General features: G+C 67.1%; 19 protein-coding genes. 15 read left to right on the top strand and 4 right to left on the bottom strand.

From position 1 onward, the window contains the following. Positions 1-66 precede the first annotated feature (66 nt). The gene (locus FHS82_RS17805; RefSeq protein ID WP_166955395.1) at positions 67-351 is read left to right on the top strand and encodes a metal/formaldehyde-sensitive transcriptional repressor; all 285 of its coding nucleotides are present in this window, start codon (positions 67-69) and stop codon (positions 349-351) included. A gap of 138 nt (positions 352-489) precedes the next feature. Further along, positions 490-1,602: an S-(hydroxymethyl)glutathione dehydrogenase/class III alcohol dehydrogenase gene (locus FHS82_RS17800; protein ID WP_166955393.1), complete on the top strand. Its 1,113-nt coding sequence runs from the start codon at positions 490-492 to the stop codon at positions 1,600-1,602. A 154-nt stretch (positions 1,603-1,756) separates the two neighbouring features. Here FHS82_RS17800 and FHS82_RS17795 read toward each other — a convergent pair whose 3' ends face one another. Continuing rightward, positions 1,757-1,966, bottom strand: a complete 210-nt coding sequence (locus FHS82_RS17795; protein WP_166955391.1) for a hypothetical protein — start codon at positions 1,964-1,966, stop codon at positions 1,757-1,759. A 74-nt stretch (positions 1,967-2,040) separates the two neighbouring features. Continuing rightward, a complete protein-coding gene (locus FHS82_RS17790; protein ID WP_166955389.1) occupies positions 2,041-3,633 on the bottom strand; it encodes an isocitrate lyase in 1,593 nt (530 codons plus the stop codon). A gap of 127 nt (positions 3,634-3,760) precedes the next feature. On the opposite strand from FHS82_RS17790, the gene FHS82_RS17785 reads away from it, so the two are divergent. Together FHS82_RS17785 and FHS82_RS17780 are read left to right on the top strand one after the other, a co-directional pair. Next, entirely contained in the window at positions 3,761-5,164 is a 1,404-nt protein-coding gene (locus tag FHS82_RS17785; protein ID WP_166955387.1) for a helix-turn-helix domain-containing protein, read from the top strand. Between the two features lie 115 nt (positions 5,165-5,279). After that, complete coding sequence (locus tag FHS82_RS17780; protein WP_166955385.1) at positions 5,280-6,140, top strand: D-amino-acid transaminase; 861 nt, start codon at positions 5,280-5,282, stop codon at positions 6,138-6,140. 12 nt (positions 6,141-6,152) lie between these two features. On the opposite strand, the gene FHS82_RS17775 is transcribed toward FHS82_RS17780, so the two are convergent. After that, entirely contained in the window at positions 6,153-7,058 is a 906-nt protein-coding gene (locus FHS82_RS17775; protein WP_246225418.1) for a LysR family transcriptional regulator, read from the bottom strand. A 118-nt stretch (positions 7,059-7,176) separates the two neighbouring features. Here FHS82_RS17775 and FHS82_RS17770 point away from each other — a divergent pair, with 118 nt between their 5' ends. The 10 genes from FHS82_RS17770 (at position 7,177) to FHS82_RS17725 (ending at position 22,618) form a co-directional block, all read left to right on the top strand. Then, positions 7,177-7,485, top strand: coding sequence for a (2Fe-2S)-binding protein (locus tag FHS82_RS17770; RefSeq protein ID WP_166955383.1), 309 nt, complete (start codon positions 7,177-7,179; stop codon positions 7,483-7,485). After that, positions 7,467-8,846 (top strand): FAD/NAD(P)-dependent oxidoreductase, encoded by a 1,380-nt coding sequence (locus FHS82_RS17765; RefSeq protein ID WP_166955381.1) that lies wholly within the window; start codon positions 7,467-7,469, stop codon positions 8,844-8,846. Before FHS82_RS17770 ends, FHS82_RS17765 begins: the two co-directional genes overlap by 19 nt. Continuing rightward, entirely contained in the window at positions 8,839-9,996 is a 1,158-nt protein-coding gene (locus tag FHS82_RS17760; protein WP_166955379.1) for an NAD(P)/FAD-dependent oxidoreductase, read from the top strand. The genes FHS82_RS17765 and FHS82_RS17760 overlap by 8 nt, the downstream gene beginning before the upstream one ends. A 181-nt stretch (positions 9,997-10,177) precedes the next feature. Continuing rightward, entirely contained in the window at positions 10,178-14,959 is a 4,782-nt protein-coding gene (locus FHS82_RS17755) for an ATP-dependent helicase (RefSeq protein ID WP_208394317.1), read from the top strand. 202 nt (positions 14,960-15,161) lie between these two features. Then, entirely contained in the window at positions 15,162-16,115 is a 954-nt protein-coding gene (locus FHS82_RS17750) for a Bug family tripartite tricarboxylate transporter substrate binding protein (RefSeq protein WP_166955377.1), read from the top strand. After that, positions 16,105-16,632: a tripartite tricarboxylate transporter TctB family protein gene (locus FHS82_RS17745; protein WP_246225417.1), complete on the top strand. Its 528-nt coding sequence runs from the start codon at positions 16,105-16,107 to the stop codon at positions 16,630-16,632. The genes FHS82_RS17750 and FHS82_RS17745 overlap by 11 nt, the downstream gene beginning before the upstream one ends. Beyond that, on the top strand, positions 16,633-18,117 hold the full coding sequence (locus FHS82_RS17740; RefSeq protein WP_166955375.1) for a tripartite tricarboxylate transporter permease: 1,485 nt from the start codon (positions 16,633-16,635) through the stop codon (positions 18,115-18,117). It begins immediately after the preceding gene. A gap of 211 nt (positions 18,118-18,328) precedes the next feature. Further along, positions 18,329-19,759, top strand: coding sequence for a DUF1800 domain-containing protein (locus tag FHS82_RS17735; protein WP_166955373.1), 1,431 nt, complete (start codon positions 18,329-18,331; stop codon positions 19,757-19,759). Between the two features lie 4 nt (positions 19,760-19,763). Beyond that, the gene (locus FHS82_RS17730; RefSeq protein ID WP_246225416.1) at positions 19,764-21,020 is read left to right on the top strand and encodes a DUF1501 domain-containing protein; all 1,257 of its coding nucleotides are present in this window, start codon (positions 19,764-19,766) and stop codon (positions 21,018-21,020) included. A gap of 215 nt (positions 21,021-21,235) precedes the next feature. Beyond that, positions 21,236-22,618: a DHA2 family efflux MFS transporter permease subunit gene (locus tag FHS82_RS17725; protein WP_166955371.1), complete on the top strand. Its 1,383-nt coding sequence runs from the start codon at positions 21,236-21,238 to the stop codon at positions 22,616-22,618. A 37-nt stretch (positions 22,619-22,655) separates the two neighbouring features. On the opposite strand, the gene dinB is transcribed toward FHS82_RS17725, so the two are convergent. Further along, complete coding sequence (gene dinB, locus FHS82_RS17720; RefSeq protein WP_166955369.1) at positions 22,656-23,771, bottom strand: DNA polymerase IV; 1,116 nt, start codon at positions 23,769-23,771, stop codon at positions 22,656-22,658. A 326-nt stretch (positions 23,772-24,097) separates the two neighbouring features. Between dinB and FHS82_RS17715 the strand changes: the two genes are divergently transcribed. Beyond that, on the top strand, positions 24,098-26,269 hold the full coding sequence (locus tag FHS82_RS17715; protein ID WP_166955367.1) for a malate synthase G: 2,172 nt from the start codon (positions 24,098-24,100) through the stop codon (positions 26,267-26,269). The last annotated feature ends 53 nt before the right edge of the window (positions 26,270-26,322 follow it).

Here is a 26,322-nt window from a genome sequence, read left to right as displayed (position 1 = left end):
GCGCTTCGGAAGAGATGTTGAAATACCCCGGTGGAGTATATATGGTCCTGAATGTCAGGAGCCGATATGCCACATTCGCTTGAAGACAAGAAACGCGCCATAAGGCGCCTGCGCCGGATCAGGGGGCAGGCCGAGGCTTTGGAACGGGCGGTGGAGGCCGGCACGGAATGCGGCCCGCTATTGCAGCAGATCGCGGCGCTGCGCGGCGCGACGACCGGGTTGATGGCCGAGGTTCTGGACAGCCATTTGCGGGAGACGTTCGGGCAGGCGCAGGTGGCCGGCAGTGCCGTTCCGGAGCGGGATGCGGAGATCGATGAGATCATGCGGCTCTTGCGCACGTATCTGAAGTAACCGCGTCAACGCCCGCTCCCGGCAGGCGGCTTCCGCCTTCCGGAAAAGCTTGTGCACCAACGAAGAAATGAAGCGGGGCGGCGATACCACCAAGGCCGTTGCGCTCCCGATACCATCGCATCGAGAAGGAATACCGACGTGAAATCACGCGCAGCCGTTGCCTGGGAGGCCAAGAAGCCGCTCAGTATCGAAACCGTCGAGATCGGAGGCCCCAAGGCCGGTGAGGTGCTGGTCGAGATCATGGCCACCGGCATTTGCCATACCGATGCCTACACGCTCTCGGGGCTCGACTCCGAGGGCAAATTCCCCGCGATTCTCGGCCACGAGGGTGCGGGCATCGTGCGCGAGGTGAGCGAGGGTGTCACCTCCGTGAAGGTGGGCGACCACGTCATCCCGCTCTATACGCCCGAATGCCGTCAGTGCAAGACTTGCCTGTCGCAGCGTTCCAATCTCTGTACCGCCATCCGCGCCACGCAGGGCCAGGGCCTGATGCCGGACAGGACCACGCGCTTTGCCTGCGATGGCGGCGAGGTCTTCCACTACATGGGCTGCTCGACGTTCTCGAACTTCACCGTCCTGCCGGAGATCGCGGTGGCGAAGGTACGCGAGGACGCGCCCTTCGACAAGATTTGCTACATCGGCTGCGGCGTGACGACGGGCATCGGCGCCGTGATCTACACGGCGAAGGTGCGGCCCGGCTCCAATGTCGTGGTCTTCGGGCTCGGCGGCATCGGCCTCAACGTCATCCAGGGCGCGCGCATGGTTGGCGCGGACAGGATCGTCGGCGTGGATATCAACCCCGCCAAGGCGGAGATGGCCCGCAAGTTCGGCATGACGGACTTCATCAACCCCACGGAAGTCGGCAACGACAAGGTGGTGCAGGCCATTCTCGATGTCACCGACGGCGGCGCGGACTATTCCTTCGACGCAACCGGCAACGTCAACGTCATGCGGCAGGCGCTCGAATGCTGCCACCGCGGCTGGGGTGAATCGATTATCATCGGTGTGGCCGAGGCCGGCAAGGAGATATCGACCCGGCCGTTCCAGCTCGTCACCGGCCGGGTCTGGAAAGGCACGGCGTTCGGCGGCGCGCGGGGGCGCACTGACGTGCCGAAGATCGTCGACTGGTACATGGACGGCAAGATCAACATCGATGACCTGATCACCCACACCATGCCGCTTGAGGAAATCAATACGGCCTTCGACCTCATGCACGAGGGCAAGTCGATCAGGTCCGTTGTCCTCTACTGATGGCGCGCACGGGCGATCAAGAGAGCGGCGGCCGGGAGATTGTTTTCCCGGCCGCCGCCCTGTCGCCCCCCTTTAAGCGTATTCCGGGAGGCATGATCCGCTTTGGTCGAACCGGATCATGCCGTGCACCCGTTCCGTCCGGCCGGACGGCGTATCAGCCGACGCGGCCGAGGCGGTGGTAAAGGTTGGAGTACTTGGACGCTTCCTTGGACGCTTCCGGATTATCCCGGATTTCTTGCAGGTAATGCGCGATCGCCGTGCGGATCAGGTCGAAATCTTCCTGCGAGAAAACGGCGCGCGAGCGCTGCGGTTGTTGAATGGGGTGCAGCTTGTCTTCTTCCTGGTGTTCCTGATGCTCAGACATCTCTTCTCTCCCTCCGGGTTAGGATGGGTGGGCGCCATCGCGTCCACCGTATGGTTTGTGGCGCTTGCCGTGTATCAGGCAGCGAACTGGTTCATGGTGTTGTGCTGGCCGCCCGCCTTCAGTGCGGCTTCACCGGAGAAGTACTCCTTGTGATCGTCGCCGATGTCGGAACCCGCCATGTTCTGGTGCTTCACGCAGGCGATACCCTGACGGATTTCGTTGCGCTGGACATTCGCGACGTAGCCGAGCATGCCCTGCTCGCCGAAGTACTCCTTCGCGAGATTGTCGGTGGACAACGCGGCCGTGTGATAGGTCGGCAGCGTGATGAGGTGGTGGAAGATGCCGGAGCGCAGAGCGGCATCGCGCTGGAACGTCCGGATCTTTTCGTCCGCCTCGGCGGCCAGCTCGCTGCTGTCGTAGTCCGCGCTCATCAGCTTCGCGCGGTCGTAGGCCGAGACGTCCTTGCCCGCTTCCTTCCAGGTGTCGAACACCTGCTGGCGGAAGCTTAGCGTCCAGTTGAACGAAGGCGAGTTGTTGTACACGAGCTTCGCGTTCGGGACGACCTCGCGAATCCGGTCCACCATGCTCGCGATCTGCTCGACGTGCGGCTTCTCGGTTTCGATCCAGAGAAGGTCGGCGCCGTTCTGCAGCGAGTTGATGCAGTCCAGGACGACGCGGTCGGCGCCGGTGCCCTCACGGAACTGGAACAGGTTCGAGCGAAGACGCTTCGGCCGGAACACCTTGCTGCCGCGGGTGATCAGCACTTCGCCGTTGATGTGCTGGCCCTCGGGCACCTCCTCCACGTCCAGGAACGAGTTGTACTGGTCGCCGATGTCGCCCTCGCGGGCGCTGAACGCGATCTGCTTGGTGAGGCCCGCGCCGAGCGAGTCGGTGCGCGCGACGATGATGCCGTCTTCGACACCGAGTTCGAGGAACGCATAGCGCAGCGCGCGGATCTTCGCCACGAAGTCCTCATGCGGCACCGTCACCTTGCCGTCCTGATGGCCGCACTGCTTCTCGTCCGAGACCTGGTTTTCGATCTGCAGGGCGCAGGCGCCCGCCTCGATCATCTTCTTCGCGAGCAGATAGGTCGCCTCGGCGTTGCCGAAGCCGGCGTCGATGTCGGCGATGATCGGCACGACGTGGGTCTGATGGGTTTCGACCTGCTGGATCAGCTCGCGCTCGCGCGCGGCGTCACCGGCCTCGCGGGCCTTGTCGATCTCGCGGAAGATCAGTCCGAGTTCACGCGCGTCGGCCTGGCGCAGGAACGTGTAGAGTTCCTCGATCAGCGCCGGCACGCTGGTCTTCTCATGCATGGACTGATCCGGAAGCGGCCCGAACTCGGAGCGCAGAGCGGCGACCATCCAGCCCGACAGATACAGGTAACGGCGCTCGGTCGTGCCGAAGTGCTTCTTGATCGCGATCAGCTTCTGCTGGCCGATGAAGCCGTGCCAGCAGCCGAGCGACTGCGTGTACTTGGCCGGGTCGCGGTCATAGGCGGCCATGTCCTTGCGGACGATCGCGGCAGTATAGCGGGCAATATCGAGGCCCGTCTGGAAGCGGTTCTGCAGGCGCATCCGTGCAACGGCCTCGGGCGTCACGCCCGTCCAGCTTTCGTTGGACTGGATAAGCTTTTCAGCATCATTGATAGCGCTTTGGTACGACATTTTCCCTTACCAACATCATTTGTTGCGGCTGAGACAAACATTACCGCGGCCGATGCGCGCTGCCGAGAGGGGAACGTGTCACGTTGTCAAACTTTACAAATTCTGGATGTAATGTTGTAATGCAAATATGGAGAAGCATGGTGTCTATCTGGGGCCCCGTCTGCGCCGCCTGCGTCGCGACCTTGGGCTCACACAGGCCAACATGGCGGCGGATCTCGATATCTCGCCGTCCTATATCGCGCTCATGGAGCGCAATCAGCGGCCGGTCACGGCCGAGACTCTCCTGCGTCTCGCGAAGGCGTACAAGGTCGATTTTTCCGACTTCGGCGATGAGACCGGGCCGGATCTGATCGCGCGCCTGCAGGCGGTCATGCGCGATCCGATCTTCACGGACATCGATCTGCCGTCGATGGAAATCGCAGACCTCGTGCACAGTTTTCCCGGCGTCGCCGAGGCGATGCTGCGGCTCCATACCGCGTACAAGGAGGAGCAGTTCGCGCTCGCCGACCGCCGGCAGGACGGCTCCAGCGACGGCATCGGCGTGTCGGCGGACCCGGTTGCCGCGGTTCGCAGCTTTCTGTCGGCACGGCGCAACTGCTTTCCCGTTCTCGACGCCGCTGCCGAAAAGCTGGCGACGAGAATCGCCGAGGACGGCGGGCTCGCGAACTTCTTCAAGGAGCGGCACGGCCTGCGCGTGCGGCGCATGCCGCCGGAGGTGATGACGGGCTCCTTCAGGCGTCTGGACTGGCACCGGAAGGACGTGCTGCTCGACGACACGCTGGACGCCGCGAGCCAGAATTTCCAGCTCGCCCAGCAGCTCGCTTATCTCGAATTCGATCAGGAAATGCGCGATGCGGCGCAGGAAGGCCATTTCGAGACGGACAACGCCCAGCGTCTGGCGCGCCGGGCGCTGGCGGCCTATTGTGCGGCGGCCATCATCATGCCCTATGCGGCATTCGCCCGTGCGGTCGAGCACCGCCGCTACGACATCGAGGCCCTGTCGCGCCAGTTCGGCACCAGTTTCGAGCAAACGGCCCATCGCCTGACCACGCTGCAGAAGCCCGGCCATGAGCGCGTGCCGTTTTTCTTCATCCGCGTCGACGCCGCCGGAAACGTGTCCAAACGGCTGAACAGCGGCACCTTTCCGTTCGCGCGCCACGGCGGCGGCTGTCCGCTGTGGAGCGTGCATCAGGTGTTCGCCACGCCGCGCAAGGTCGTCACCCAATGGCTCGAATTGCCCGACGGGCAACGCTTTTTCTCGATCGCGCGCACTGTCAGCTCCGGCGGCGGTGCCTTCGGTGTGGCGAGTGTCGAGCGCGCCATCGCGCTGGTGTGCGAGGCCAACCATGCCGAGCGGCTGGTCTACAGCCGCGGCCACCCGCAGCCGGTGACGCCGACGCCCATCGGCATCACCTGCCGTCTATGCCACCGAACGTCCTGCACGTCCCGCTCGGAACCGCCCATCGGCCGCCAGATCCTGCCGGACGACTACCGCCGCACAGATGCGCCGTTCGGATTCTCGGATACATAGCACGCAGCGCGGCGGCCCTTGACATTCCCGCCGGCGGGGACCTCCATCCCGCCCCGGGACGGCCGGTGGCATCGGCTGCCGTGATTCCCGGCGGGAATCCTGAAGGGAGAGGCGCGTGACTGGCATCGTTTACGTGAACGGGGAATATCTGCCCGCCGAAGAGGCGAAAATATCGGTATTCGACCGGGGTTTCCTGATGGCCGACGCGATCTATGAACTTACGGCGGTCGTGGACGGCAAGCTGATCGATTTTCCGGCGCATCTCGCCCGGCTCGACCGCTCGCTTGCTGAACTCGATATCGTCAATCCGCATGGCTATGACGAGTGGCTGGCGCTGCACCGCGAACTCGTCGCACGGAATGCGGTCACCGAAGGCAGCGTCTATGTCGAGGTCACGCGCGGCAACACCGGGGAGCGCGCCTTCGAGTATCCGCCCGCGGAGATTCCGCCGACGGTGGTCGCGTTCGCGACGAACCGGCCCGGCATCGTGGACTCGCCCGCGGCGGCGGCCGGCCTGCGGATCGTGACCCTGCCCGATCTGCGGTGGCAGCGGCGCGACATCAAGACGGTGCAGCTCATCTACCAGGCGCAGGCCAAGATGCTCGCCAAACGGGCGGGCGCCGACGACGGCTGGCTGGTGGAGGACGGCTTCGTGACCGAAGGCACATCGAACAACGCCTATATCGTCAGGAAGGGTCGGATCGTCACCCGGCCGCTCGGCAACGACATCCTGCACGGCATTACCCGCGCCTCGCTGTTGCGCTTCGCCCGGGAGGCGCAGATGGAGGTCGAGGAACGCCAATTCACCGTTGCCGAGGCGCAGGCGGCGGACGAGGCTTTCATCACGTCCGCGACCGGTTTCGTGACGCCGGTGGTCGAGATCGACGGCACGGCGGTCGGCACGGGCAAGCCCGGGCCGGTGGCGTTGCGCCTGCGGGAAATCTATATCGACGAAAGCCGCAAGACCGCGTTGTGACGGCCGCGCCTGTCACAGAAGCTCGCGGATGGCGTTCAGGAGGGGCTGGAAGAAACGCGATTTCGGCCTGGCGGCATTCGTGGAAATGGCCACATCCATCACCACCGTGGGGGAGAACGGGCGCGCGACGAGCCCCTCGAAGGAACTCCATTTGACCAGCCCGTCGACGAGCGCGACGCCAAGGCCGCCGGACACGAGCGGAATGGCGCCGACCGATGACGAAATCTGGATCGACAGCTCGCGCTCGACCCCGTGCTGCCTGAACGCCTGCTCGATCGCCGGGCCGATGTCCGCGTGGTTGCCGTAGGAGATCAGCGGCCGCCCGACCAGATCGGCTGGTGTGATCCTTTCCCTGTCGGCGAGAGGATCGTCGTGGCGCATCAGCACCATGGCGGGCACGCCCGCGAGGATTTCGCTCCTGACGGTCGGTGCCTGGATGGTGGACAGTGTGACGGCGAGATCGATGTCGCCGATTACCAGTTGCTCGGCGATTTCCTTCTTCGGCAGCGCATGCAGGTGGATTTTCACCGTGGGATGATCGCGCCGGAAGCTCGTCAGGGCGTGTGGCAGCACGGAATAGGTGACGGGCAGGCTTGCGCCGATTCGCAACAGGCCGATCTTCCGCTCGCCGATGGTGCGCGTGAGGTTCTTGAGCACCTCCAGCTCGCGGAACACCCGGTCGGCGTCCTCGTAGATGAGATGGGCCTCCATCGTCGGCACGAGCCGGCCGCCGATCCGCTCGAAAAGCCGGTAACCGAGCTGATTTTCCAGATGATGCAGAACCTTGCTCACCGCCGGCTGGGATATGGCGAGCGAGTTTGCCGCGGCGGTGACCGAGCCGTCACGCATGATCGCGCGAAAGATTTCGAGTTGGCGGGCGTTCATGGTGACCATCTCCTGACGGAACATGGTTTCCATAACCAAAGGTTTCCTTCAAGGCATCATTTGCGATTGGAAAGCTTCCAGCCGACGTGGGATTCTCGCCTGAACGGGATGCGGGAACGGATGAATCGCGCCCACCGGAAGGGGATCGCCAATGCAGGCAAGGTTCAGGAGGCTCGCCGAGAAAGAGCGGCGGGCCGTGGTGCTGACGGTTGATGGCGAGGCGGTTCGGGCGCTGGAAGGCGACGTGCTCCTGACCGCGCTCATGCTGTCGCGCGGCTTCGCCCGCATGTCCGAATTTGGCGATGGCCCGCGCGCCGGCTTCTGCATGATGGGCGCCTGCCAGGATTGCTGGGTGTGGACCGGCGCGGGTGAGCGTCTGCGGGCTTGCTCGACTTCGGTAGCCGAGGGAATGGATATTCGCACGCACGTGCCGGAGGGAATATGGCCGATCCCCGCGTAATCGTGGTTGGTGCCGGCCCCGCCGGCATCCGTGCGGCGGCGGCCCTCGTCGAGGCGGGCCTGGTGCCGACGGTGATCGACGAAGCCAGCCGCAGCGGCGGCCAGATCTATCGCCGCCAGCCCGAGAACTTCACCCGCAGCTACGAACAGCTTTACGGCACGGAGGCGAGGAAGGCACGCGCCCTGCACACGTGTTTCGACGCCCTGCGGCACAGGATCGATTACCGGCCGGAAACGCTTGCCTGGGCCGTGAAGGACGGGCGGCTGCATGTGCAGAGCGGAATGACGGCGGAGGCCCTGCCTTACGATGCGCTGGTGCTCGCGCCCGGCGCCACGGACCGCATGATGCCGATCCCTGGCTGGACGCGGCCCGGCTGCTATTCCCTGGGCGCGTCGCAGATCGCGCTGAAGGCGCAGGCCTGCGCCATCGGCGAAAAGGTCGTATTCATGGGGACCGGGCCGCTGCTTTATCTGGTCGCCTGTCAGTACATGAAGGCGGGGAACGCGCCCGTTGCCGTTCTCGACACGACCCCGTTCCACCGGCAGCTGCGCGGTCTCGCCCTGATGGCGGCGCGTCCGGGGCAACTCGTCAAGGGCGCCCGTCTGATCGCCGCCCTGCGGGCCGGCGGCGTGCGGGTGGTGAGGGGCATCACGCCGCGCGAGGTGACGGGTGGCGAGGCGGGCGTCACCGGTGTGCGCTACGCGGACGCGGCGGGCCGGACGTTCCATGTAGAATGTACCGCCGTCGGCATCGGCTTCCATCTGCGGGCCGAGAGCCAGCTTGCCGACCTTGCAGGCTGCGTCTTCGCGTTCGACCCGGCGGTGCGCCAGTGGCTGCCGGCAATAGATGCCATGGGGCGCAGCTCGGTGGCGAACGTTTATCTCGCCGGTGACGGCGTCCGCGTTCTCGGGGCAGACGGCGCCGAAACCTCGGGCAAGCTCGCGGCGCAGGCCGTGCTGGCCGATCTCGGACGCCCGCAGCCGGAAGATCGGACGCGCCGGTTGCTGCGGGATATGGAGCGCCATGTCCGGTTCGCCCGCGGCGTCGCGCGGGCCTTTCCGTGGCCGCACGACAAGGTGGCTGCCATTCCGGACGAGACGCTCGTCTGCCGCTGCGAGGCGATCACCGCTGGTGAATTGCGCGCCGCCGTCACGGCGCTGGAGGCGCCCGAGGTCAACAGGGCCAAGGCATTCTCGCGCGTTGGCATGGGGCGCTGCCAGGGCCGGTTCTGCGGCCTCGCCAGCCAGGAGATCGTGGCCGCCGCGTGCCGCCTGCCGGTGGAAAAGGCGGGCCGCCTGCGCGGGCAGGCGCCGGTGAAGCCGCTACCGATCGCGGTGACCGACGGAGGCAGCCATGCGTAACGTGTCCGGACAGGCTGATGTGGTCATCGTCGGCGGCGGCATCGTCGGAACGTCGGCGGCGTTTTTTCTGCGCCAGCGCGGCGTCGGCGTGATCTTGCTGGAGCGTTTCCTCGTCGGGCAGCAAGCCAGCGGAACGAACTTCGGCAATGTGCGAAGGCAGGGCCGCTACCTCCGCCAGTTGCCGCTTGCCAACCGCTCGCGCGCGATCTGGGGCCGGATCCCGGAATTGACCGGCGCGGACGTGGAATTCATGCCCGTGGGTCATGTGCGCTTCCTCTGGGCGGACGAGCAGCTGGCTGTCGTCGAGAAATACCAACGCGATGCGGCGGAGTACGGGCTCGAACTGCACATACTCGGGCGCAACGCCATCCGCGAGCGGTTTCCCTTCATCGGGCCGGAGGCGGTGGCGGGCTCGTGGTCGCCGCACGACGGCCACGCCAATCCCCGCCTCGTCGCGCCGGCTTTCGCCCGTGCTGCCCGGCGCGACGGTGCCACGATCGTCGAGAACTGCGAGGTTCTGTCGATCGACAGGACGGGTGAGGACTTCACCGTCGCGACCGCATCGGGTGACTACCGCGCGCCGATCGTGTTGATCGCGGGTGGCGCGTGGGGCGGCGGCTTCGCGGCGGCCATGGGCGAGCCCGTGCCGCTGGACGTGGCGGGGCCGCAGATGGGCGTGACCGAGCCGTTGCCCTATTTCGTGCATCCCGTCGTCGGCGTTTCCACGAAGGTGCCGGGGGAGGTGGCCTATCTGCGCCAGATCCCGCGCGGGAACATCATCTTTGGCGGTATCGCGCGCCGTAATGCCGCGCTGGACGAGCAGCGGGCGAAATATGATCCAGCCGGCGTTCAGGCGCAGTTCCGCCAGATCCTGCGTCTGGTGCCGGCGCTGAAACACGCGCGCCTCATCCGGACGTGGTCCGGGGTCGAGGGCTACATGGCCGACGACCTGCCCGTCATGGGCCGCAGCGCGAAAATCCCCGGCCTGTTCTACGCCTTCGGCTTCTGCGGCCACGGCTTCCAGATCGGGCCGGGGGTCGGGGACGTGATGGCGGAGCTGATCGCGACGGGCGCCACCACGACGCCCATGGAGGACTTCCGCATCGACCGCTTCGGAGGTTCCGTCCCGGTTCGCGCCCATGCACCATGACGCCTTCGCCCGGGCATCCGCAGACGCCGCACGGCGCCGGTGAGCGCGTGTTTGTGGCTGCGGGCGCGATTATCGGCAGGAAATCGCTGTTTTTTCCGGAAATGTTATAGACCATATTTCGCCGGGATGTTGCGCGCGGCAGGGAGCCGGCGCGTCGCGTCTTCCGTGGAGGAGGTCGAACTTGGTTGAGGATGCTGGCGCCGCGCCGTCCGTGCCGGTGAAACCCGTCACGGATCCGCTCGCGGGGTTCACCCCGGCCACGCGCGCATGGTTCGCCTCGGCGTTCGAGTCGCCGACAGCGGTTCAGCAGGCCGCGTGGGCGGCCATAGGCGCGGGCGAGTGCGCCCTGGTCATCGCGCCCACGGGTTCGGGCAAGACGCTGGCGGCCTTCCTGCATGCGATCGACCGGCTGTTCGACGAGCGGACGCGGGACGCCGCCGCGAGCGCGCAGCACCATGCACCGAAGACGCAGACGCGGGTGCTCTACATCTCGCCGATCAAGGCGCTGGGCGCCGACATCCAGCGTAACCTGCGCGTCCCGCTGCACGGGGTCGGCGCGCAGCGCAAGCGCCGGGGCGATCCGGAGGTCGAGGTGACGGTGGGCATGCGCACGGGCGATACGCCCGTCTCCGAACGCGCGAGCCTGGCGCGGCGGCCGCCGGACATCCTGATCACGACGCCGGAATCGCTCTACCTGATGCTGACGTCGAAAGCGCGCGAGACGTTGCGCGGCGTCCGCACGGTGATCGTCGACGAGGTCCACGCCGTTGCCGGCACCAAGCGCGGCTCGCATCTGGCGCTGAGTCTGGAGCGTCTGGACCTGCTGCTGCCGCAGCCTGCGCAGCGGGTCGGCCTGTCGGCGACGGTGCGCCCGGTGGACCGGGTCGCGAGCTTCCTCGGCGGCGCGCGGCCGGTGACAGTGGTGAACCCGCCATCGGAGCGGCGGCTCGACGTGCGGATCGTGGTGCCGGTGGAGGATATGACGGACCTGCCGGCGCACGCCGGCAACCAGCCGGAAGCCGCCGACGGCCCGGCACAGGTCGGCTCGATCTGGCCGCACGTCGAGGCCAGCATTCTCGACCGGGTTCTCGCCGCGCGCTCGACCATCGTGTTCGCCAACTCCCGCGGCCTGGCGGAAAAACTGACGGCGCGGCTGAACGAGCTTTACGCGGAACGGTTCGCCGACGCGGCCGCCGGCGGGGGAGAGCAGGCCATGCAATACGTGTCGTCGTCCGGCGGCACCAGCGGGCGCACGACCGGCGTGCCGGCCCTGATCGCGCGTTCGCATCATGGCTCGGTCTCCAAGGAACAGCGGGCCGATATCGAACGGGCGCTGAAGTCCGGCGAGCTACGCTGCGTCGTCGCCACCTCCAGCCTCGAACTCGGCATCGACATGGGGCTGGTGGAGCTGGTGATTCAGGTCGCCGCGCCGCCGTCGGTGGCGAGCGCGCTGCAACGGGTGGGCCGTGCCGGCCATCAGGTGGGCGGCACGTCGGCGGGGCTGATCTATCCGCGCACCCGCCGCGATCTGGTGGATGCTGCCGTCACGGTTGAAAGCATGCTGGCCGGGAACATCGAGGCGATCAGCCCGCCGCGCAATCCGCTTGACGTGCTCGCGCAGCAGACCGTCGCCGCGGTCGCCATGGACCCGGCCGGCGTCGACGACTGGTATGCGACTGTGCGGCGGGCGGAGCCGTTCCGCGAACTGCCGCGCAGCGTCTTTGACGCAACCCTTGACATGCTCGCGGGCAGGTATTCGTCCGACGAGTTCGCGGGGTTTCGCCCCCGGCTGGTCTGGGATCGGGAGAGCGGCGTGCTCACCGCCCGCCCGGGCGCGCAGCATCTGGCGGTGACGAGCGGTGGCACGATCCCCGACAGGGGTGCGTTCAGCGTCGTGCTGCCGGAGGGCGAGGAACAGGCAGGCTCCCGCCGCGTGGGCGAACTCGACGAGGAAATGGTCTACGAGTCGCGCGTGAACGAGGTGATCACCCTCGGGGCGACGTCATGGCGCATCCTGCAGATCACCAACGATCAGGTCGTGGTCACGCCGGCGCCCGGCCGGTCGGCGCGGCTGCCGTTCTGGCGCGGAGACGGGCCGGGCCGTCCCGCCGAACTGGGCGAGACGATCGGCGCCTTCCTGCGCGATATCGACGCCGATGCCGCCAGTGAGGGCGCCGGGCCGAGCCCCCGGATCGAGGCGCGCCTGCATGGGGCCGGACTGGAGGGCAACGCGATCGCGAATCTGCTCGGCCTCGTCGGCGAGCAGCGCGATGCGACCGGCGCGCTGCCCACCGACCGCACGCTGGTGGTCGAACGCTGCCGGGATGAAGTCGGTGACTGGCGGCTGCTGCTGCACTCGCCCTACGGGCGGCGTGTGCATGCCCCCTGGGCGCTGGCGATTTCCGACCGCGTCCGTCAGCGGTTCGGCGTGGATGCGTCCGTGGTGGCGGGCGACGACGGGATCATCGCCCGCTTGCCGGATACCGACGGCCGGGTGCCCGGCGCGGAGCTGTTCACGTTCAACGCGGATGGCATGCAGCGGCTCGTCACCGACGCGGTGGGCACCTCGGCGCTCTTCGCGGCCCGGTTCCGGGAATGCGCGGCGCGCGCCCTGCTGCTGCCGCGCCGCAATCCGGGCCGCCGTTCGCCGCTGTGGCAGCAGCGGCTCCGCGCGGGCCAACTGCTCGACGTGGCGCGCGATCATCCCGATTTTCCGATTCTCGTCGAAACCGCGCGCGAATGCCTGCAGGACGTCTACGACCTGCCGGCCCTCGACGCCCTGATGCGGCGCCTCGCCGCCGGGGCGGTGCGTCTCGTCGAGGTCACCACCGAGACGCCGTCTCCCTTCGCGGCGAGCCTGCTGTTCGGCTATGTCGACGAATTCATGTACGAAGGCGACGCGCCGCTGGCCGAGCGGCGCGCGTCCCTGCTGTCTCTGGACAGCGGGCTGCTCGGCGATCTGCTCGGGCAGGTCGATCTGGGTGAGCTTCTCGACCCCACCGTCGTCGAACAGGTCGAGGCCGAGTTGCAGCGCATCGCCCCCGAGCGGCGCGTGGCCGGTGTCGAGGGCGTGGCCGATCTGCTGCGCGAACTCGGGCCGCTGTCCGCCGCCGAGGTCGTTGCCCGTATGGTGCCGGAAGGCGCGGGGGAGGAGCATCTGGCGGCGCTCGAAGCGGCGCGCCGGGCGATCCGCGTGCGCATCGGCGCGGAGGAGCAATGGGCGGCGGTCGAGGACGCCGCGCGGCTGCGCGATGCGCTCGGGGTGCGCCTGCCTGCCGGCATTCCCGCCGCGTTTCTGGAACCTGTCGCAGACCCGCTGCGCGACCTGATCGCCCGATATGCGCGCACGCACACACCGTTCACCACCGGGCAGGCGGCTGCCCGGTTCGGGCTTGGCGTCTCGGTCGCCGACGAGGCGCTGGACCGGCTGCGGGAGCAGGGCCGGGTGCTGCGCGGCAGCTTCGGCGCAGCGCGGCAGAGCGACGGCGCCGGGATGCAGCACAGTCCGCTGGCGCGGCATGAATGGGTGTGGGAGGAGGTGTTCCGCCGCCTGCGCATCCGCTCCCTGCAGGCCGCCCGCGAGGCCACGCGCCCGGTGGGCCAGTCCGCCTACGTCCGCCAGCTTCTGGAGCGGCAGAACGTGTTCATCGAGGCCGCGGGCCATGCGGCGCCCGATGCCGGCATGCCGGCCGTGGCGGCCTTGCAGGGCAGCGACGGCGTCGCCCGTGTCGCCGAGCAGCTCGCCGGCCTGCCGCTGCCCGCGTCGCTGTGGGAGCGTCACATCCTGCCCGCCCGCGTGCGCGACTATTCGCCCGGCATGCTCGACGAACTTATCGCCACGGGAGAGGTGTTCTGGTCCGGCCACGGGCGGCTCGGCGACGAGGACGGGCTGGTCGCCCTGCACCTGCGCGAGCTGGCCGCCGAAACCTTGCCGGCCGGCCCCGATCCCGATACGGCGGCGCGCCTGACGCCGCTGCAACGGGCGATCCTCATAGTGCTCGCCGATGGCGGCGCCTATTTCGTCCGCCAGATCGCCGATCTGGCCCGGGCGCGCCTCGCCAGTGCAGGGGGCGCGGGTGAGATGACGGCCTCCGATCTGCACGGCGCATTATGGGGGCTGGTGTGGGCCGGCTGCGTCACCACCGATACCTGGTCTACGATGCGCGCGCTCACCGGCTTCCACGCATCGCACCGCTCCCGCAGAACCCGCACCGTGCACCGGCGCGGCGGCTTCCACACCTCCATTCTCGCCGGGGCAGTCGATGGGGCTGGCGTCGCGACCCTCAGCGACCCCACGCTGGCCGGCCGGTGGTCGCTGCTGCATCGCGAGCCGATCAGCGACACGGCGCGCGCTCTCGCTCTCGTCGAGGGGCTTCTCGACCGGTATGGCGTCGTCACCCGTGGCGCCGCGGTTTCAGAGGAGGTTCCCGGCGGATTTCCCGCGCTCCAGCGCGTGTTCCGCAGCATGGAAGATGCCGGGCGGGTGTTGCGCGGGCGTTTCGTCGAGGGGCTCGGCGCGGCCCAGTTCGCCGATCACGCCGCCATCGACCGGCTCCGTGAACTGGCCGAGGCGTGTCCTGCCGCTTCGCCCGCCGTCGCGCTGTCCGCCGCCGATCCGGCCAACCCTTTCGGCGCGACGCTGCCGTGGCCGGCCCATGCCTCCGGCATGCGGCCCACCCGGCGTGCCGGCGGGCTCGTCGTCATCCGCGACGGGCGCCTCGTGCTCTGGCTCGCGCCGGGCGGGCGCCACCTCCTTACCTACGCCGATGTCGGCGATCCGGCGACGCCCGATACGCTTGTCGCCACAGGCGCGGCTCTTGCGGCCACGCTCAAGCGCGCGAGAACCGCGAGCTTCACGATCGAGACTGTGGACGATCAGCCCGTCTCCGCCGCGCCCGTTGCGCTCGTCCTGCGGGCCGTCGGGTTCTCGCGACTGCCGAAAGGCCTGTGCTGGTACGGATAAGCCCGCGCGGCCACGAACCTGGATTCGTTGCAATGTAGCAGCGCCTTGCGTCGTTGACTTTCCTCAACAGGCGTGAACGTAATTTGCCGTCGAGTCTGCGACGTGAGCGTCGTGCAGATTCATCATGCGCCGTACGCTGCGGTCGTTGAACCGGGACCGATATCCGGAAATCCGCAGGGCGAGGCGCGGGAGGAGACGTGACATGAGATTGAAGTCGTTTCTGTTGCCGCTGGCGATTATGGCCGCCGCTTTCATTTCAAGCGCGCAGGCACAGGTGAATGTCATGCTGCCGGCCAACCCCGGCGGCGGCTGGGACGCCACCGGCCGGCAGGCCTTTCAGGCGTTGAATGCCGCCGGTCTTTACAAGGGCGGCGTCAACTTCACCAACAAGGGTGGGGCCGGGGGCACGATCGGCCTTGCGGAATTTCAGCGGCAGCAGGCCGGCAAACCCGATGCCCTCGCCGTTTTCGGTGCGATCACGGTGGGCTCGATCGTGCTGAACAACTCGCCGATCGACCTTGCCAAGTTCCGGCCCGTTGCCCGCCTGACGGCCGAATATCTCGTCATCGCGGTGGCCCAGAACTCGCCCCACAAGACCCTTCAGGATCTGGTGGCGGCACTGAAGAGCAACCCGGGCGGAACGGCGGTCGGCGGCGGCTCCGCCGGCGGCGTCGACCACATCGCGCTTGCGTTGCTGGCGCAGAGCGCCGGCGTGCCCGTTGCCGAGCTGAACTACATTCCGCAGACGAGCGGCGCCGAGACGGTCACGGGCATCGTCAACGGCACGCTGACGGCGGGCTTCTCCGGCATCTCCGAATTCGCCCAGTTCGCCGAGCAGGGGCGCGTCCGCATCCTCGCCATCACCTCCGCCGAGCGCGTTAAGGGGCTGGAAGTGCCCACTTTCAAGGAAGCAGGCTTCGATGTCGAGATCGCCAACTGGCGCGGCATTCTCGGCGCGCCGGGCATGCCGGAGGACAACTATGCCGCGTGGGTGGACCGCTTCACCAAGCTGAGCGAGACTCCCGCCTGGAAGGGCGTGCTCGAAAAGCAGGGGTGGGACGCTTTCTTCCTGCCGGGCCAGCAGTTCGGCACCTTCATTGCCGCCGAAAGCGAGCGGATCGGCAAGATCCTGAAGGAAGCCGGCCTTGCCCAGTGAAGAATTGTCCCGCGAGGGAGAAGCGGCACGGGCGCGGGAGACATCCTCCGCGCGCCCGTGGTGGCTTGGTGCCGCCGTCATCGCACTTGGCCTCGTGTGCCTTTACGGCGGATATCAGCTTCCGCAAGGCGCCCGTCACGCGGGCATCGGGCCTGGGCTGTTCGTCACCGCCGTCGGCGCGGCGCTCGTGATACTAGGACTGCTGCTCACGGTGCAGATCGCGCGCGGCGAAACTTTCGAGGCCCAGGATGCCGAGGACGCTTCCGGGTCGGAGAAGGCCGATCCGGCCGCGTTCGTAACCGCGCTGGCCGCCGCATGCGTGCCGGCGCTCACCATCGAAACGCTCGGCCTGCCGCTGACGGCGATGCTGTCGTTCGCTCTGGTGGCGCGCTCCTTCGGCTCGCGCCGGATCGGGCTCGATCTCGTGTCGGGGGCCGTGCTCGGCACGCTGGCGTGGCTCCTCTTCAGCCGGCTGGGGCTGCAACTGGGCGATTTCCTGCCCGTCGCGGGGATCTGAATGGACACGTTCTCTCTGTTGCTGAGCGGGTTCGGGGTCGCCCTGCAACCCGCCAACCTGCTGTGGGCGCTGTTCGGCTCCGCCCTCGGCACCGCAATCGGAATCCTGCCAGGGATCGGGCCGGCGCTCACCATCGCCCTGCTGCTGCCCGTCACGATCTCGCTGGCGCCGACATCGGCGTTCATCATGTTCGCCGGCGTGCTTTACGGCGCGATGTATGGCGGTTCGACCACGTCGATCCTCATCAATACGCCCGGCGAGGCCGGCTCCATGATGACGGCGCTCGAAGGGAACAAGATGGCGCGGGCGGGCCGTGGCGCTGCCGCGCTCGCTACCGCTGCCATCGGTTCGTTCGTGGCGGGCACGATCGCCACCATCGTGCTGACCTTCGCCGCGCCGGCGGTGGCGGAGCTTGCGTTCTACTTCCGCCCCTCCGACTATTTCGCCCTCACCGTTCTGGCGTTCACCTCGGTCGCGGTGGTGATGGGGGCCTCGCGAGTGCGCGGCTTCATCTCGCTGTTCATCGGGCTGGCGCTGGGGCTCGTGGGGATCGATGCCATGAGCGGCCAGCCGCGCCTGACGTTCGGCGTGGAGGAACTGCTCAACGGCATCGAACTCACCGTGGTGCTCGTCTCGCTGTTTGCCGTTGGCGAAATTCTGTACGTCTCCAGCCGCTATCGCGGCACGTCGGAAAGCACCCTGCCCATCAAAGGGCAGATATGGATGACGAAGGAGGACTGGAAGAGATCGTGGAAGCCCTGGCTGCGCGGCACCCTGATCGGCTTTCCCATGGGGGCGCTGCCGGGCAGCGGTTCCGAGATCCCGACCATGCTGTCCTACACGCTGGAACGGAAACTGGCGCGCCACAAGGAGTTCGGCCGCGGCGCCATCGAGGGTGTCGCCGGACCCGAGGCCGCGAACAACGCAGCGGCAGCCGGAATCCTGATTCCGCTGCTGACGCTGGGCCTGCCCACGTCGGCTACCGCTGCCGTGCTGCTGGCGGCCTTCCAGAACTATGGCCTGCAGCCGGGGCCGTTCCTGTTCACGTCCAATCCGGAACTCGTCTGGGGCCTGATCGCGTCGCTCTATGTCGGCAACGTCATGCTGCTGGTGCTGAACCTGCCGCTTGTCGGCATCTGGGTGAAGCTGCTCGCCATTCCCCGGCCGCAGCTTTACGCCGGCATTCTCGTGTTCGCCACCATCGGCATCTGGGGTGTGTCGGGATCGGTGATCGATCTCGTGTGCATGGTGATCGTCGGGTTGATGGGCTATGTCATGCGCGTCTACGATTTTCCCATAGCGCCCGTGCTGATCGGGCTGATCCTGGGGCCCATGGCCGAGGTGCAGTTGCGCACGGCGCTGGCGGCGGGGCAGGGCAACCCGGTCGTGCTGGTTTCCACGCCGCTGTCCGCAACATTGCTCTGCATCGCGGTGCTGGTGTTCTTCGTGCCGATCCTGATCAAACGCCTGCGGGCCAACGCTTGACGGACGGGCCGGGGCGTTCCCCGGCCTTTTCTCTAGAATCTGTCCTGTTTACGTTGAAACAGGACAGATTCTCGTTTCCTTATTTCGAGCGAATTCTGGTCGAAACGCGCTCCAGCGCGCGCATGCCGGAACCGGCGATCGGCGGCCGTCCGCTTTTGGCCATACTTTTCCGTTTTACTGTAGGCCCTGTCGATATCGCTGGAGATGACGCATGGCGAGTCGATCGCAACGGCACGCGAATGCCGTTGGGCTGCAACGTTTTGGCCTCGGCGTGAAAATCGGGCAGGCGGAAGCCTTGCTCGACGGCGCCCGAGACCTGATCCTGAACGAAATCCGTGCCGATTCCATAGCCCGCCCGGCGGGCATCGCCTATGTCGGCACGGCGGACATCAGCACGGCGTTCTATGCCTTCGCGGATGCGGAAAAGAAAGCCCGCGAGGCGCCGCGTGTGGCGCAGGCCAACGTGCCGGCGACGCCCGGCGCCGGAGCGGACGGCGGCGCGGCGACGCCCAGACCGCCCGCCGAGCCGCCGCTGCCCACGCGGATCTATCGCGATGAGGTGATGGCGCGCACCCGACTCGCGCTCGAAGCGCCCGCCGGCTTTGGCGAGCGTCTGGTGCAATTCTGGTCCAACCATTTCTGCGTCGCCGTCAACAAGAACACCACCACGCGGATCATGGCCGGCGCTTTCGAGCGCGAGGCGATCAGGCCGCATGTCTTCGGCCGTTTCGCGGATATGCTGCTCGCCGCCGAAAGCCACCCGGCGATGCTCGAATACCTCGACAACCAGCTGTCGACCGGCCCCAACTCGCCGGCCGGCAACCGGCGCGGGCGAGGGCTCAACGAGAACCTCGGGCGCGAGATTCTCGAACTGCACACTCTCGGCGTCGGCGGCGGCTATACGCAGGCCGACGTCACCAGCCTGGCGCGGATCATCACGGGCTGGATGGTGGCGCCCAGAAATGGTGCGCTGGGCACGCCCGGCGTCTTCGCCTTCAATCCGCGGATACACGAGCCCGGCGCGCAACAACTGCTCGGCAAGCTTTACGACCAGCCCGACAAGGCCCAGGGAGTGGCGGCGCTCGCCGATCTCGCGCGGCATCCGGCAACGGCGCGGTTCGTGGCGACCAAGCTCGTCCGGCACTTCGTCGCGGACGAGCCGCCCGCCGCACTCGTCGACGACATCGCGGCGGCGTTCCGGCGCAGCGAGGGCGATCTCGCCGTGGTTTCGCGCGCGCTGGTGGAGAGCGATGCGGTGTGGAGTGCGGAACCGGCCAAGATCCGCTCGCCGCAGGAGTTTCTGATCGCCGCTTTCCGCGCTCTCGGGCGCGAGCCCGACGCCGGGCAGGTCCTCGGCACGCTCGGCGTCATGGGCCAGCCCGTCTGGCAGCCCCCGGGCCCGAACGGCTATCCCGACACCAACGCCGCGTGGGCGTCGCCACAGGGACTGAAGACGCGCATCGACGTGGCGGCAAGGCTGGGGCAGCAGGCGGCGGGCGGCATCGCCGATCCGCGGCAGTTGAGCGAGGAAATACTGGGGCCGCTGCTGACGCCCGAAACGCGGCAGGCTGTCGCGCGCGCCGAAAGCAAACCGCAGGCGCTGGCGCTGCTGCTGATGTCGCCCGAATTCCAACGGAGATGAACCGATGGCCCATCATGATGATCGCGATGACGATTGCGAACGGATGACGCCCTCGCGCCGCGCCGTACTGGGCGCGGCCGGAGCGCTCTTCGCCTGGTCCTTCATGCCGAAATTCGCCTATGCTTCGGCCGGCAGCCGCGATGCACGCTTCCTGCTGGTGATCCTGCGTGGCGCGCTCGACGGGCTCTCCGCCGTGCCGCCGATCGGCGATCCCGCTTACGCCGGGCTGCGGGAAGGCATCGCCCTCGCCAAGGACGGCGCCGAGGCGGCGCTCCCGCTCGACGGCTTCTTCTATCTGCATCCCGCCATGCCGAATCTGGCGAGGCTTTATGCCGCCGGCGACGCGCTGATCGTCCACGCGGCCGCGACCGGCTATCGCGAGCGCTCGCATTTCGACGGGCAGGATGTGCTCGAAAGCGGGCAGAACGGCCCGGGGCGGACGGAAAGCGGCTGGCTGAACCGCATGATCGCCAGCCTGCCAGCAGGCGAGGCCGTGTCCCGCGCCGGCGTGCTGGGCGTCGGCGTGGTGCCGCCGCTCGTCGTGCGCGGCGCCGCGCCGGTGCTGGGATGGGCGCCGCCGCGCATGGCGCGGGCGGGAGACGACCTGCTAGCGCGCCTCGGAGACCTCTACGGCCAGCGCGATCCGGCGCTGGCGCGGGTGCTCGCCGAAGCGCTCGAAACGGAGCGCATCGCGAGCCGGCGCGGCATGCAGGGCGACAAGAAGGGCGGCGGCGGTCCGGACACGGCGGACGGCATGCGGCGCATCGCCGAAGGCGCTGCCGGACTGGTCGGCGCAGACGACGGGCCGCGCATCGCGGCGCTGGCTTTCGAGGGCTGGGATACACATGCCAACGAAGGCGGCGCGAAGGGGCGGCTCGCCAACCTGCTCGGCGGCCTCGACGGCGCGCTCGCGGTTCTGGAACGGGGACTGGCGCCGGTGTGGAAGGACAGCGTGGTGATGGTGGCGACGGAGTTCGGCCGCACCGCGCAGGTCAACGGCACGGTCGGCACGGATCATGGCACGGGCACGGTCGCCTTCCTCGTGGGCGGAGCCGTGCGGGGCGGCAGGATGCTCGCCGACTGGCCGGGCCTGAGGCCGGAGCAACTCTACGAAAAGCGCGACCTGAAACCGACGACCGACATCAGGGCAGTTGCCAAGGGCGTGGTCGCCGATCTGTTCGGCCTGTCCGGGCCGGTACTGGCAGAAAAGGTATTCCCCGGCACGGCGGACTTGCGCCCGATCCAAGGGCTGGTGATTTAGAGTTTTTCTCGTTTTATGGCAGTTTGCGTTCAACTCGATGGATCGACTTGAATGCAAACTGTTATGGGGTGCGCAGACAGTGGCGCGACCGGAACCGCCTGAGCCCGCCCGCCGTGCACGCTGGCGCGGGAGAGGAAAATCGACTAACTATCCCGGTGGACCGTTTGTCGCAGGCAGGCCGGGTGAGATCGGTGGGCAACGTAAAAAGTCAGGATTTGCAGTTACATAAGGCTGTTCCGCTGATCGTTGCCTCGTCGCTCATCATGCAGCAGATCGATTCCACGGCGATAGCGACGGCCTTGCCCTCCATGGCGCAGGATCTGGGCGTCCCTGCGCTGAGCCTGCATTCGGCCATCACGACCTATCTGCTGTCGCTCAGCGTTTTCCTGCCCCTGAGCGGCTGGATAGCGGACCGTTTTGGCGCGCGGCGGGTTTTCTGCGCCGCGATTGCCGTGTTCACGCTCGCGTCGCTCGCCTGCGCGGCGTCTGTCAGCCTGACGATGCTCGTTCTGGCGCGCTTCATACAGGGGGCGGGCGCGGCGATGATGCTGCCAACCGCGCGCCTCATCCTCGTCCGCTCCGTGCCGCGTTCGGACCTCGTCTCCGCGATGGTGCTGATGAGCATGCCGGCGGTGGCCGGGCCGGTCATCGGCCCGCTGTTCGGCGGCTTCATCACGCATATCAGCTCATGGCACTGGATTTTCTGGATCAATCTGCCCTTCGGCGTGCTGGCGATCATCCTGACGCTCCTGCTGATCGGACCGATTCCGCCGGAGGCGCGGACGTCTTTCGACTTCGTCGGGTTCGTGCTGTTGGGGGTCGGTGTCGGCGCGGTCATCTTCAGCCTCGATTCCCTGGCGCGTGAAATCAGTGCGTGGCAACTCCTGCCCGCATCCGCCGGGCTCGTTTGCCTGGCGCTGTACGTCCGGCATGCCCGACGCCGGCCGGATCCGATTCTCGATATCGACCTCTTCCGCTATCCGACATTCCGTTCGAGCCTGCTTGGCGGCTCGCTGTTCCGCATCGGTTTCGGCGCGGTGCCCTTCATGCTGCCCCTGCTGATGCAGGAGATATTCGGGTACACACCGCTGGAGTCGGGCGCCATCACGTTCGTCTCCGCGATAGGGGCGTTCGGCATGCGCGCGATGACGCGCAATGTCCTGCGTCGCTTCGGCTTCCGTTCCGTGCTGTTGTGGAACGCGCTGCTTGCCAGTTTCTGCACGGGCCTTTTCGCCACCTTCGCGAACGACACCGCTCCGCTGGTGATGATGCTGGTGATCTTCCTTGGCGGCGTGTTCCGCGCCCTGCAGTTCACCAGCATCAATACGCTGGCCTTCGCCGAGGTGCCGGATGCGAAGATGAGCCACGCGACCTCGCTCTCGCAAATGGCGCAACGCATATCGCAGGGCACCGGTGTCGCGGCCGCCGCCGCGTTGCTCCATTTCAACTCCGGCGGTGCGGGGCAGTTGACCGCCACGGCGTTCGCCACGTCCTTCGTCATCATCGCCCTTGTTTCGGCGGCGTCATGCATATCGTTCTTCTTTCTGCCGAAAACGGCGGGCGACGGGCTTGCCGGGCGGGAAGGGGAGGCGGACTGAACTGACGCCCGTTTGACGGTGCTCACGCCGGAAACGTTCAGAAGATCGGCAGGGCCAACTGGCGCGGTGCCTCCGGTGCCTCGTGTACGTCCCCGAGCGACGACAGCGTGACGCCGAGCAGGCGGATGCCCTTGGGCGTGGGAAACAGCGGGGCGAGCAGGCTGTCGACCGTCTGCGAGATGGTGACCTGCGTATCGACGGCGGCGGGCAGCGTGTGGCTGCGGGTGATCTGCTGGAAATCGGCGTATTTCACCTTGAGGGTAATGGTGCGGCCGCGGATGTTATTGGCCTCGCAATGGCGCCAGAGCTTCTCGATCAGCGGCCGCAGCGCGTCGCGCGCCTCGCCGGGCGTGAACAGGTCGGTGTCGAAGGTATCTTCGTTGCCGATGGACTTGCGGATGCGGTTCGGCTGGACGGGGCGGCGGTCGATGCCGCGGGAAATCCAGTAGTAGAACGTGCCGGCCTTGCCGAAATGCTCCTGCAGGAACGGCAGGGTGCGGGTGCGCAGGTCGAGGCCGGTGGCAATGCCAAGCCGGTTCATCTTCGCCGCCGTCGCGGGGCCGATGCCGTGGAAGCGGCCGACCGGCAGCGCCTCGACGAAGGCCGCGCCCATGCGCGGGGTGATGACGAACAGGCCGTCCGGCTTGTTCTGGTCGGAGGCCAGCTTGGCCAGAAACTTGTTGTAGGATACGCCGGCGGATGCGGTGAGCGCGGTTTCTGCCTTGATTTCGGCACGGATGCGCTGCGCGACTTCGGTGGCACTCGCAATGCCGCGCAGGTTCTCGGTGACGTCGAGATAGGCCTCGTCCAGCGACAGCGGCTCGATCAGTGGTGTATATCCGGCGAATATCCGGCGGATCTGGAGCGATATGGCGCGATAGGTGTCGAAGCGGGGCGGGACGAAGATGAGGTCCGGGCACTTGCGCCTGGCGGTGACGGAAGGCATGGCGGAGCGCACGCCGAACCGGCGCGCCTCATAGCTCGCCGCCGCGACGACGCCGCGTTCGCGGGAGCCGCCGACCGCGACTGGCCTGCCGCGCAAGTCGGGATTGTCGCGCTGCTCGACCGACGCATAGAACGCATCCATGTCGATATGGACGATGCGCCGCAGCACGTCCGGGGCTTCGCAGCTGTCGGCGTCGTTGCCGGTCATCGTCCCATCCGGGTCACGCTTTCCCGTTCCGGTGAACATCGCGTGAGGACCATAGCAGGAACGGCGCCGCATTTCACGATTCGTATCGCGAATGACAGGCCGTCACCGGCTGTTCGTCCGCCGGATTTGATGGTAGACGGGTGACCGGCCCGCGAGGCGCGCGGAGTTTCTTACCGCATGTCGCGCCCGGCGGATGCACTGTTTCGCCGTTTGATTTTGTTCCTATTGTTTCGCGCCAGGCACAAGTCATTTCACATTTGTGCCAGTTGCTATTCATCCCGGCGCGGGGGAGATATCTTTCCAGGCATAAGAATCCGGAGGCAAGGATGGCTAGGATAGATCGTTACGGTTTGGCGATAGACGAGAAGCTCCACGACTTTCTGGTGAAGGAGGCACTTCCCGGCACCGGTGTCGATGCGGATCGCTTCTTCTCCGGCTTCTCGCAGATCGTTCACGATCTCGCGCCGAAGAACCGCGAACTGCTTGCCAGGCGCGATGCCCTTCAGGCGCAGATCGACGACTGGTATCGCAAGAACGGCGCGCCCACCGATCAGGACGCCTACGAGGCTTTCCTGCGCGAGATCGGTTACCTGCTGCCGGAAGGGCCGGACTTCGCGGTTTCGACCGGCAACGTCGATCCCGAGATCGCCGAGATCGCGGGGCCGCAGCTCGTCGTCCCGGTCATGAACGCCCGCTATGCGCTCAACGCCGCCAACGCCCGCTGGGGTTCGCTCTACGATGCGCTCTATGGCACCGACGCCATTCCGGAGACGGACGGCGCGGAAAAGGGCGCGGGCTATAATCCCGTGCGCGGCGCGAAGGTCATTGCCTGGGTGCGCGATTTCCTCGATCAGTCGGTGCCGCTCGCCGGCGCGAGCTGGACCGCGGCCGCCTCGTTCTCCGTGGCCGGCGGCAAGCTGGCCGTCGCGCTGCAGGACGGGCGCTCCGTGGACCTCGCCGAGCCCGCGCAGTTCGCCGGCTATCTCGGTGAAGCCTCGTCGCCGACCCGTCTGCTTCTCGCCAGGCACGGCCTGCATGTCGAAATCCTGATCGACGCCACGACGCTCATCGGCAAGGACGACCCGGCGAAGATTTCCGATGTCTGGCTGGAATCGGCTATCACCACGATCATGGACTGCGAGGATTCCGTCGCGGCTGTCGACGCGGAGGACAAGGTCGTCGTTTACGGCAACTGGCTCGGCCTGATGAAGGGCGACCTTTCGGAAGAGGTCGCCAAGGGCGGCAAGACGTTCACCCGCCGCCTCAATCCGGATACGGAATACAACGCGCCGGACGGCTCCGGCTTCATGCTGAAGCGCCGTTCGCTCATGCTGGTGCGCAACGTCGGCCACCTGATGACCAACCCGGCCGTGCTGGACCAGGATGGCCGTGAAGTGCCGGAAGGTATCCTCGATGCGCTGGTGACGGGGCTCATCGCCATCCACGATGTCGGGCCGCAAGGTCGCCGCCAGAACTCGCGCGCCGGCTCCATGTACGTGGTGAAGCCGAAGATGCACGGGCCGGAGGAGGTCGCCTTCGCATCCGAAATCTTCGCGCGCGTGGAAGACGTGCTCGGCCTGCCCGCCAACACGCTCAAGATGGGCATCATGGACGAGGAACGCCGCACGACCATCAACCTCAAGGCCTGCATCCGCGAGGCGCGCGAGCGCGTGGTGTTCATCAACACCGGCTTCCTCGACCGCACCGGCGACGAGATCCATACGTCTATGGAGGCCGGTCCCATGATCCGCAAGGGCGACATGAAGCAGGCGACGTGGATCGCGGCCTACGAGAACGCGAATGTCGACGTCGGGCTGGCGTGCGGCCTCTCCGGCCATGCGCAGATCGGCAAGGGCATGTGGGCCATGCCCGACCTGATGGCCGCGATGCTGGAGCAGAAGATCGCCCATCCCAAGGCCGGCGCCAACACCGCCTGGGTGCCGTCGCCCACCGCGGCTACTCTGCACGCGACGCATTACCACAAGGTCGATGTGGCGGCCGTTCAGGAAAGCCTCAAGAGCCGCCCGCGGGCCAAGCTTTCCGATATCCTGTCCGTGCCGGTCGTGCCGCGTCCGAACTGGACGGCGGAGGAAATCCAGCGCGAGCTGGACAACAACGCCCAGGGCATTCTCGGCTACGTCGTCCGCTGGGTGGACCAGGGCATCGGCTGCTCCAAGGTGCCGGACATCAACAACGTCGGCCTGATGGAAGACCGGGCGACGCTGCGCATTTCCGCCCAGCACATCGCGAACTGGCTGTATCACGACGTCGTCAGCGAGGAGCAGGTGCTTGAGACCTTCCGGCGCATGGCGATCGTCGTCGACGGTCAGAACGCCGACGATCCGTTCTACACGCCGATGGCGAAGGACTATGACGACTCGATCGCCTTCCAGGCCGCGCTCGATCTGGTGCTGACGGGCCGCGTGCAGCCGAACGGCTACACCGAGCCGGTGCTCCACCGCCGCCGGCTGGAGCTGAAGGCGCGGCGGGTCGGATAAGGGCCTGCCTTTCGATTGACCTTTCACCCCGGAAACGGACACCGTTTCCGGGG

The organism is Pseudochelatococcus lubricantis, from assembly GCF_011762225.1.
GTDB lineage: Bacteria > Pseudomonadota > Alphaproteobacteria > Rhizobiales > Beijerinckiaceae > Pseudochelatococcus > Pseudochelatococcus lubricantis.
The sequence above is the reverse complement of the archived record's forward strand: the minus strand, read 5'-3'. Positions and strand labels throughout refer to the sequence as shown.

Excerpts from the sequence above, each read along its gene's own strand:
- FHS82_RS17760 (WP_166955379.1), top strand. The coding sequence starts at position 8,839 with ATGCGTAACGTGTCCGGACAGGCTGATGTGGTCATCGTCGGCGGCGGC.
- FHS82_RS17785 (WP_166955387.1), top strand. The coding sequence starts at position 3,761 with ATGGAGAAGCATGGTGTCTATCTGGGGCCCCGTCTGCGCCGCCTGCGT.
- FHS82_RS17735 (WP_166955373.1), top strand. The coding sequence starts at position 18,329 with ATGGCGAGTCGATCGCAACGGCACGCGAATGCCGTTGGGCTGCAACGT.
- FHS82_RS17790 (WP_166955389.1), bottom strand. The coding sequence starts at position 3,633 with ATGTCGTACCAAAGCGCTATCAATGATGCTGAAAAGCTTATCCAGTCC.
- FHS82_RS17775 (WP_246225418.1), bottom strand. The coding sequence starts at position 7,058 with ATGGAAACCATGTTCCGTCAGGAGATGGTCACCATGAACGCCCGCCAA.
- FHS82_RS17740 (WP_166955375.1), top strand. The coding sequence starts at position 16,633 with ATGGACACGTTCTCTCTGTTGCTGAGCGGGTTCGGGGTCGCCCTGCAA.
- FHS82_RS17765 (WP_166955381.1), top strand. The coding sequence starts at position 7,467 with ATGGCCGATCCCCGCGTAATCGTGGTTGGTGCCGGCCCCGCCGGCATC.
- FHS82_RS17730 (WP_246225416.1), top strand. The coding sequence starts at position 19,764 with ATGGCCCATCATGATGATCGCGATGACGATTGCGAACGGATGACGCCC.
- FHS82_RS17795 (WP_166955391.1), bottom strand. The coding sequence starts at position 1,966 with ATGTCTGAGCATCAGGAACACCAGGAAGAAGACAAGCTGCACCCCATT.
- FHS82_RS17750 (WP_166955377.1), top strand. The coding sequence starts at position 15,162 with ATGAGATTGAAGTCGTTTCTGTTGCCGCTGGCGATTATGGCCGCCGCT.
- FHS82_RS17805 (WP_166955395.1), top strand. The coding sequence starts at position 67 with ATGCCACATTCGCTTGAAGACAAGAAACGCGCCATAAGGCGCCTGCGC.
- FHS82_RS17770 (WP_166955383.1), top strand. The coding sequence starts at position 7,177 with ATGCAGGCAAGGTTCAGGAGGCTCGCCGAGAAAGAGCGGCGGGCCGTG.
- dinB (WP_166955369.1), bottom strand. The coding sequence starts at position 23,771 with ATGACCGGCAACGACGCCGACAGCTGCGAAGCCCCGGACGTGCTGCGG.
- FHS82_RS17715 (WP_166955367.1), top strand. The coding sequence starts at position 24,098 with ATGGCTAGGATAGATCGTTACGGTTTGGCGATAGACGAGAAGCTCCAC.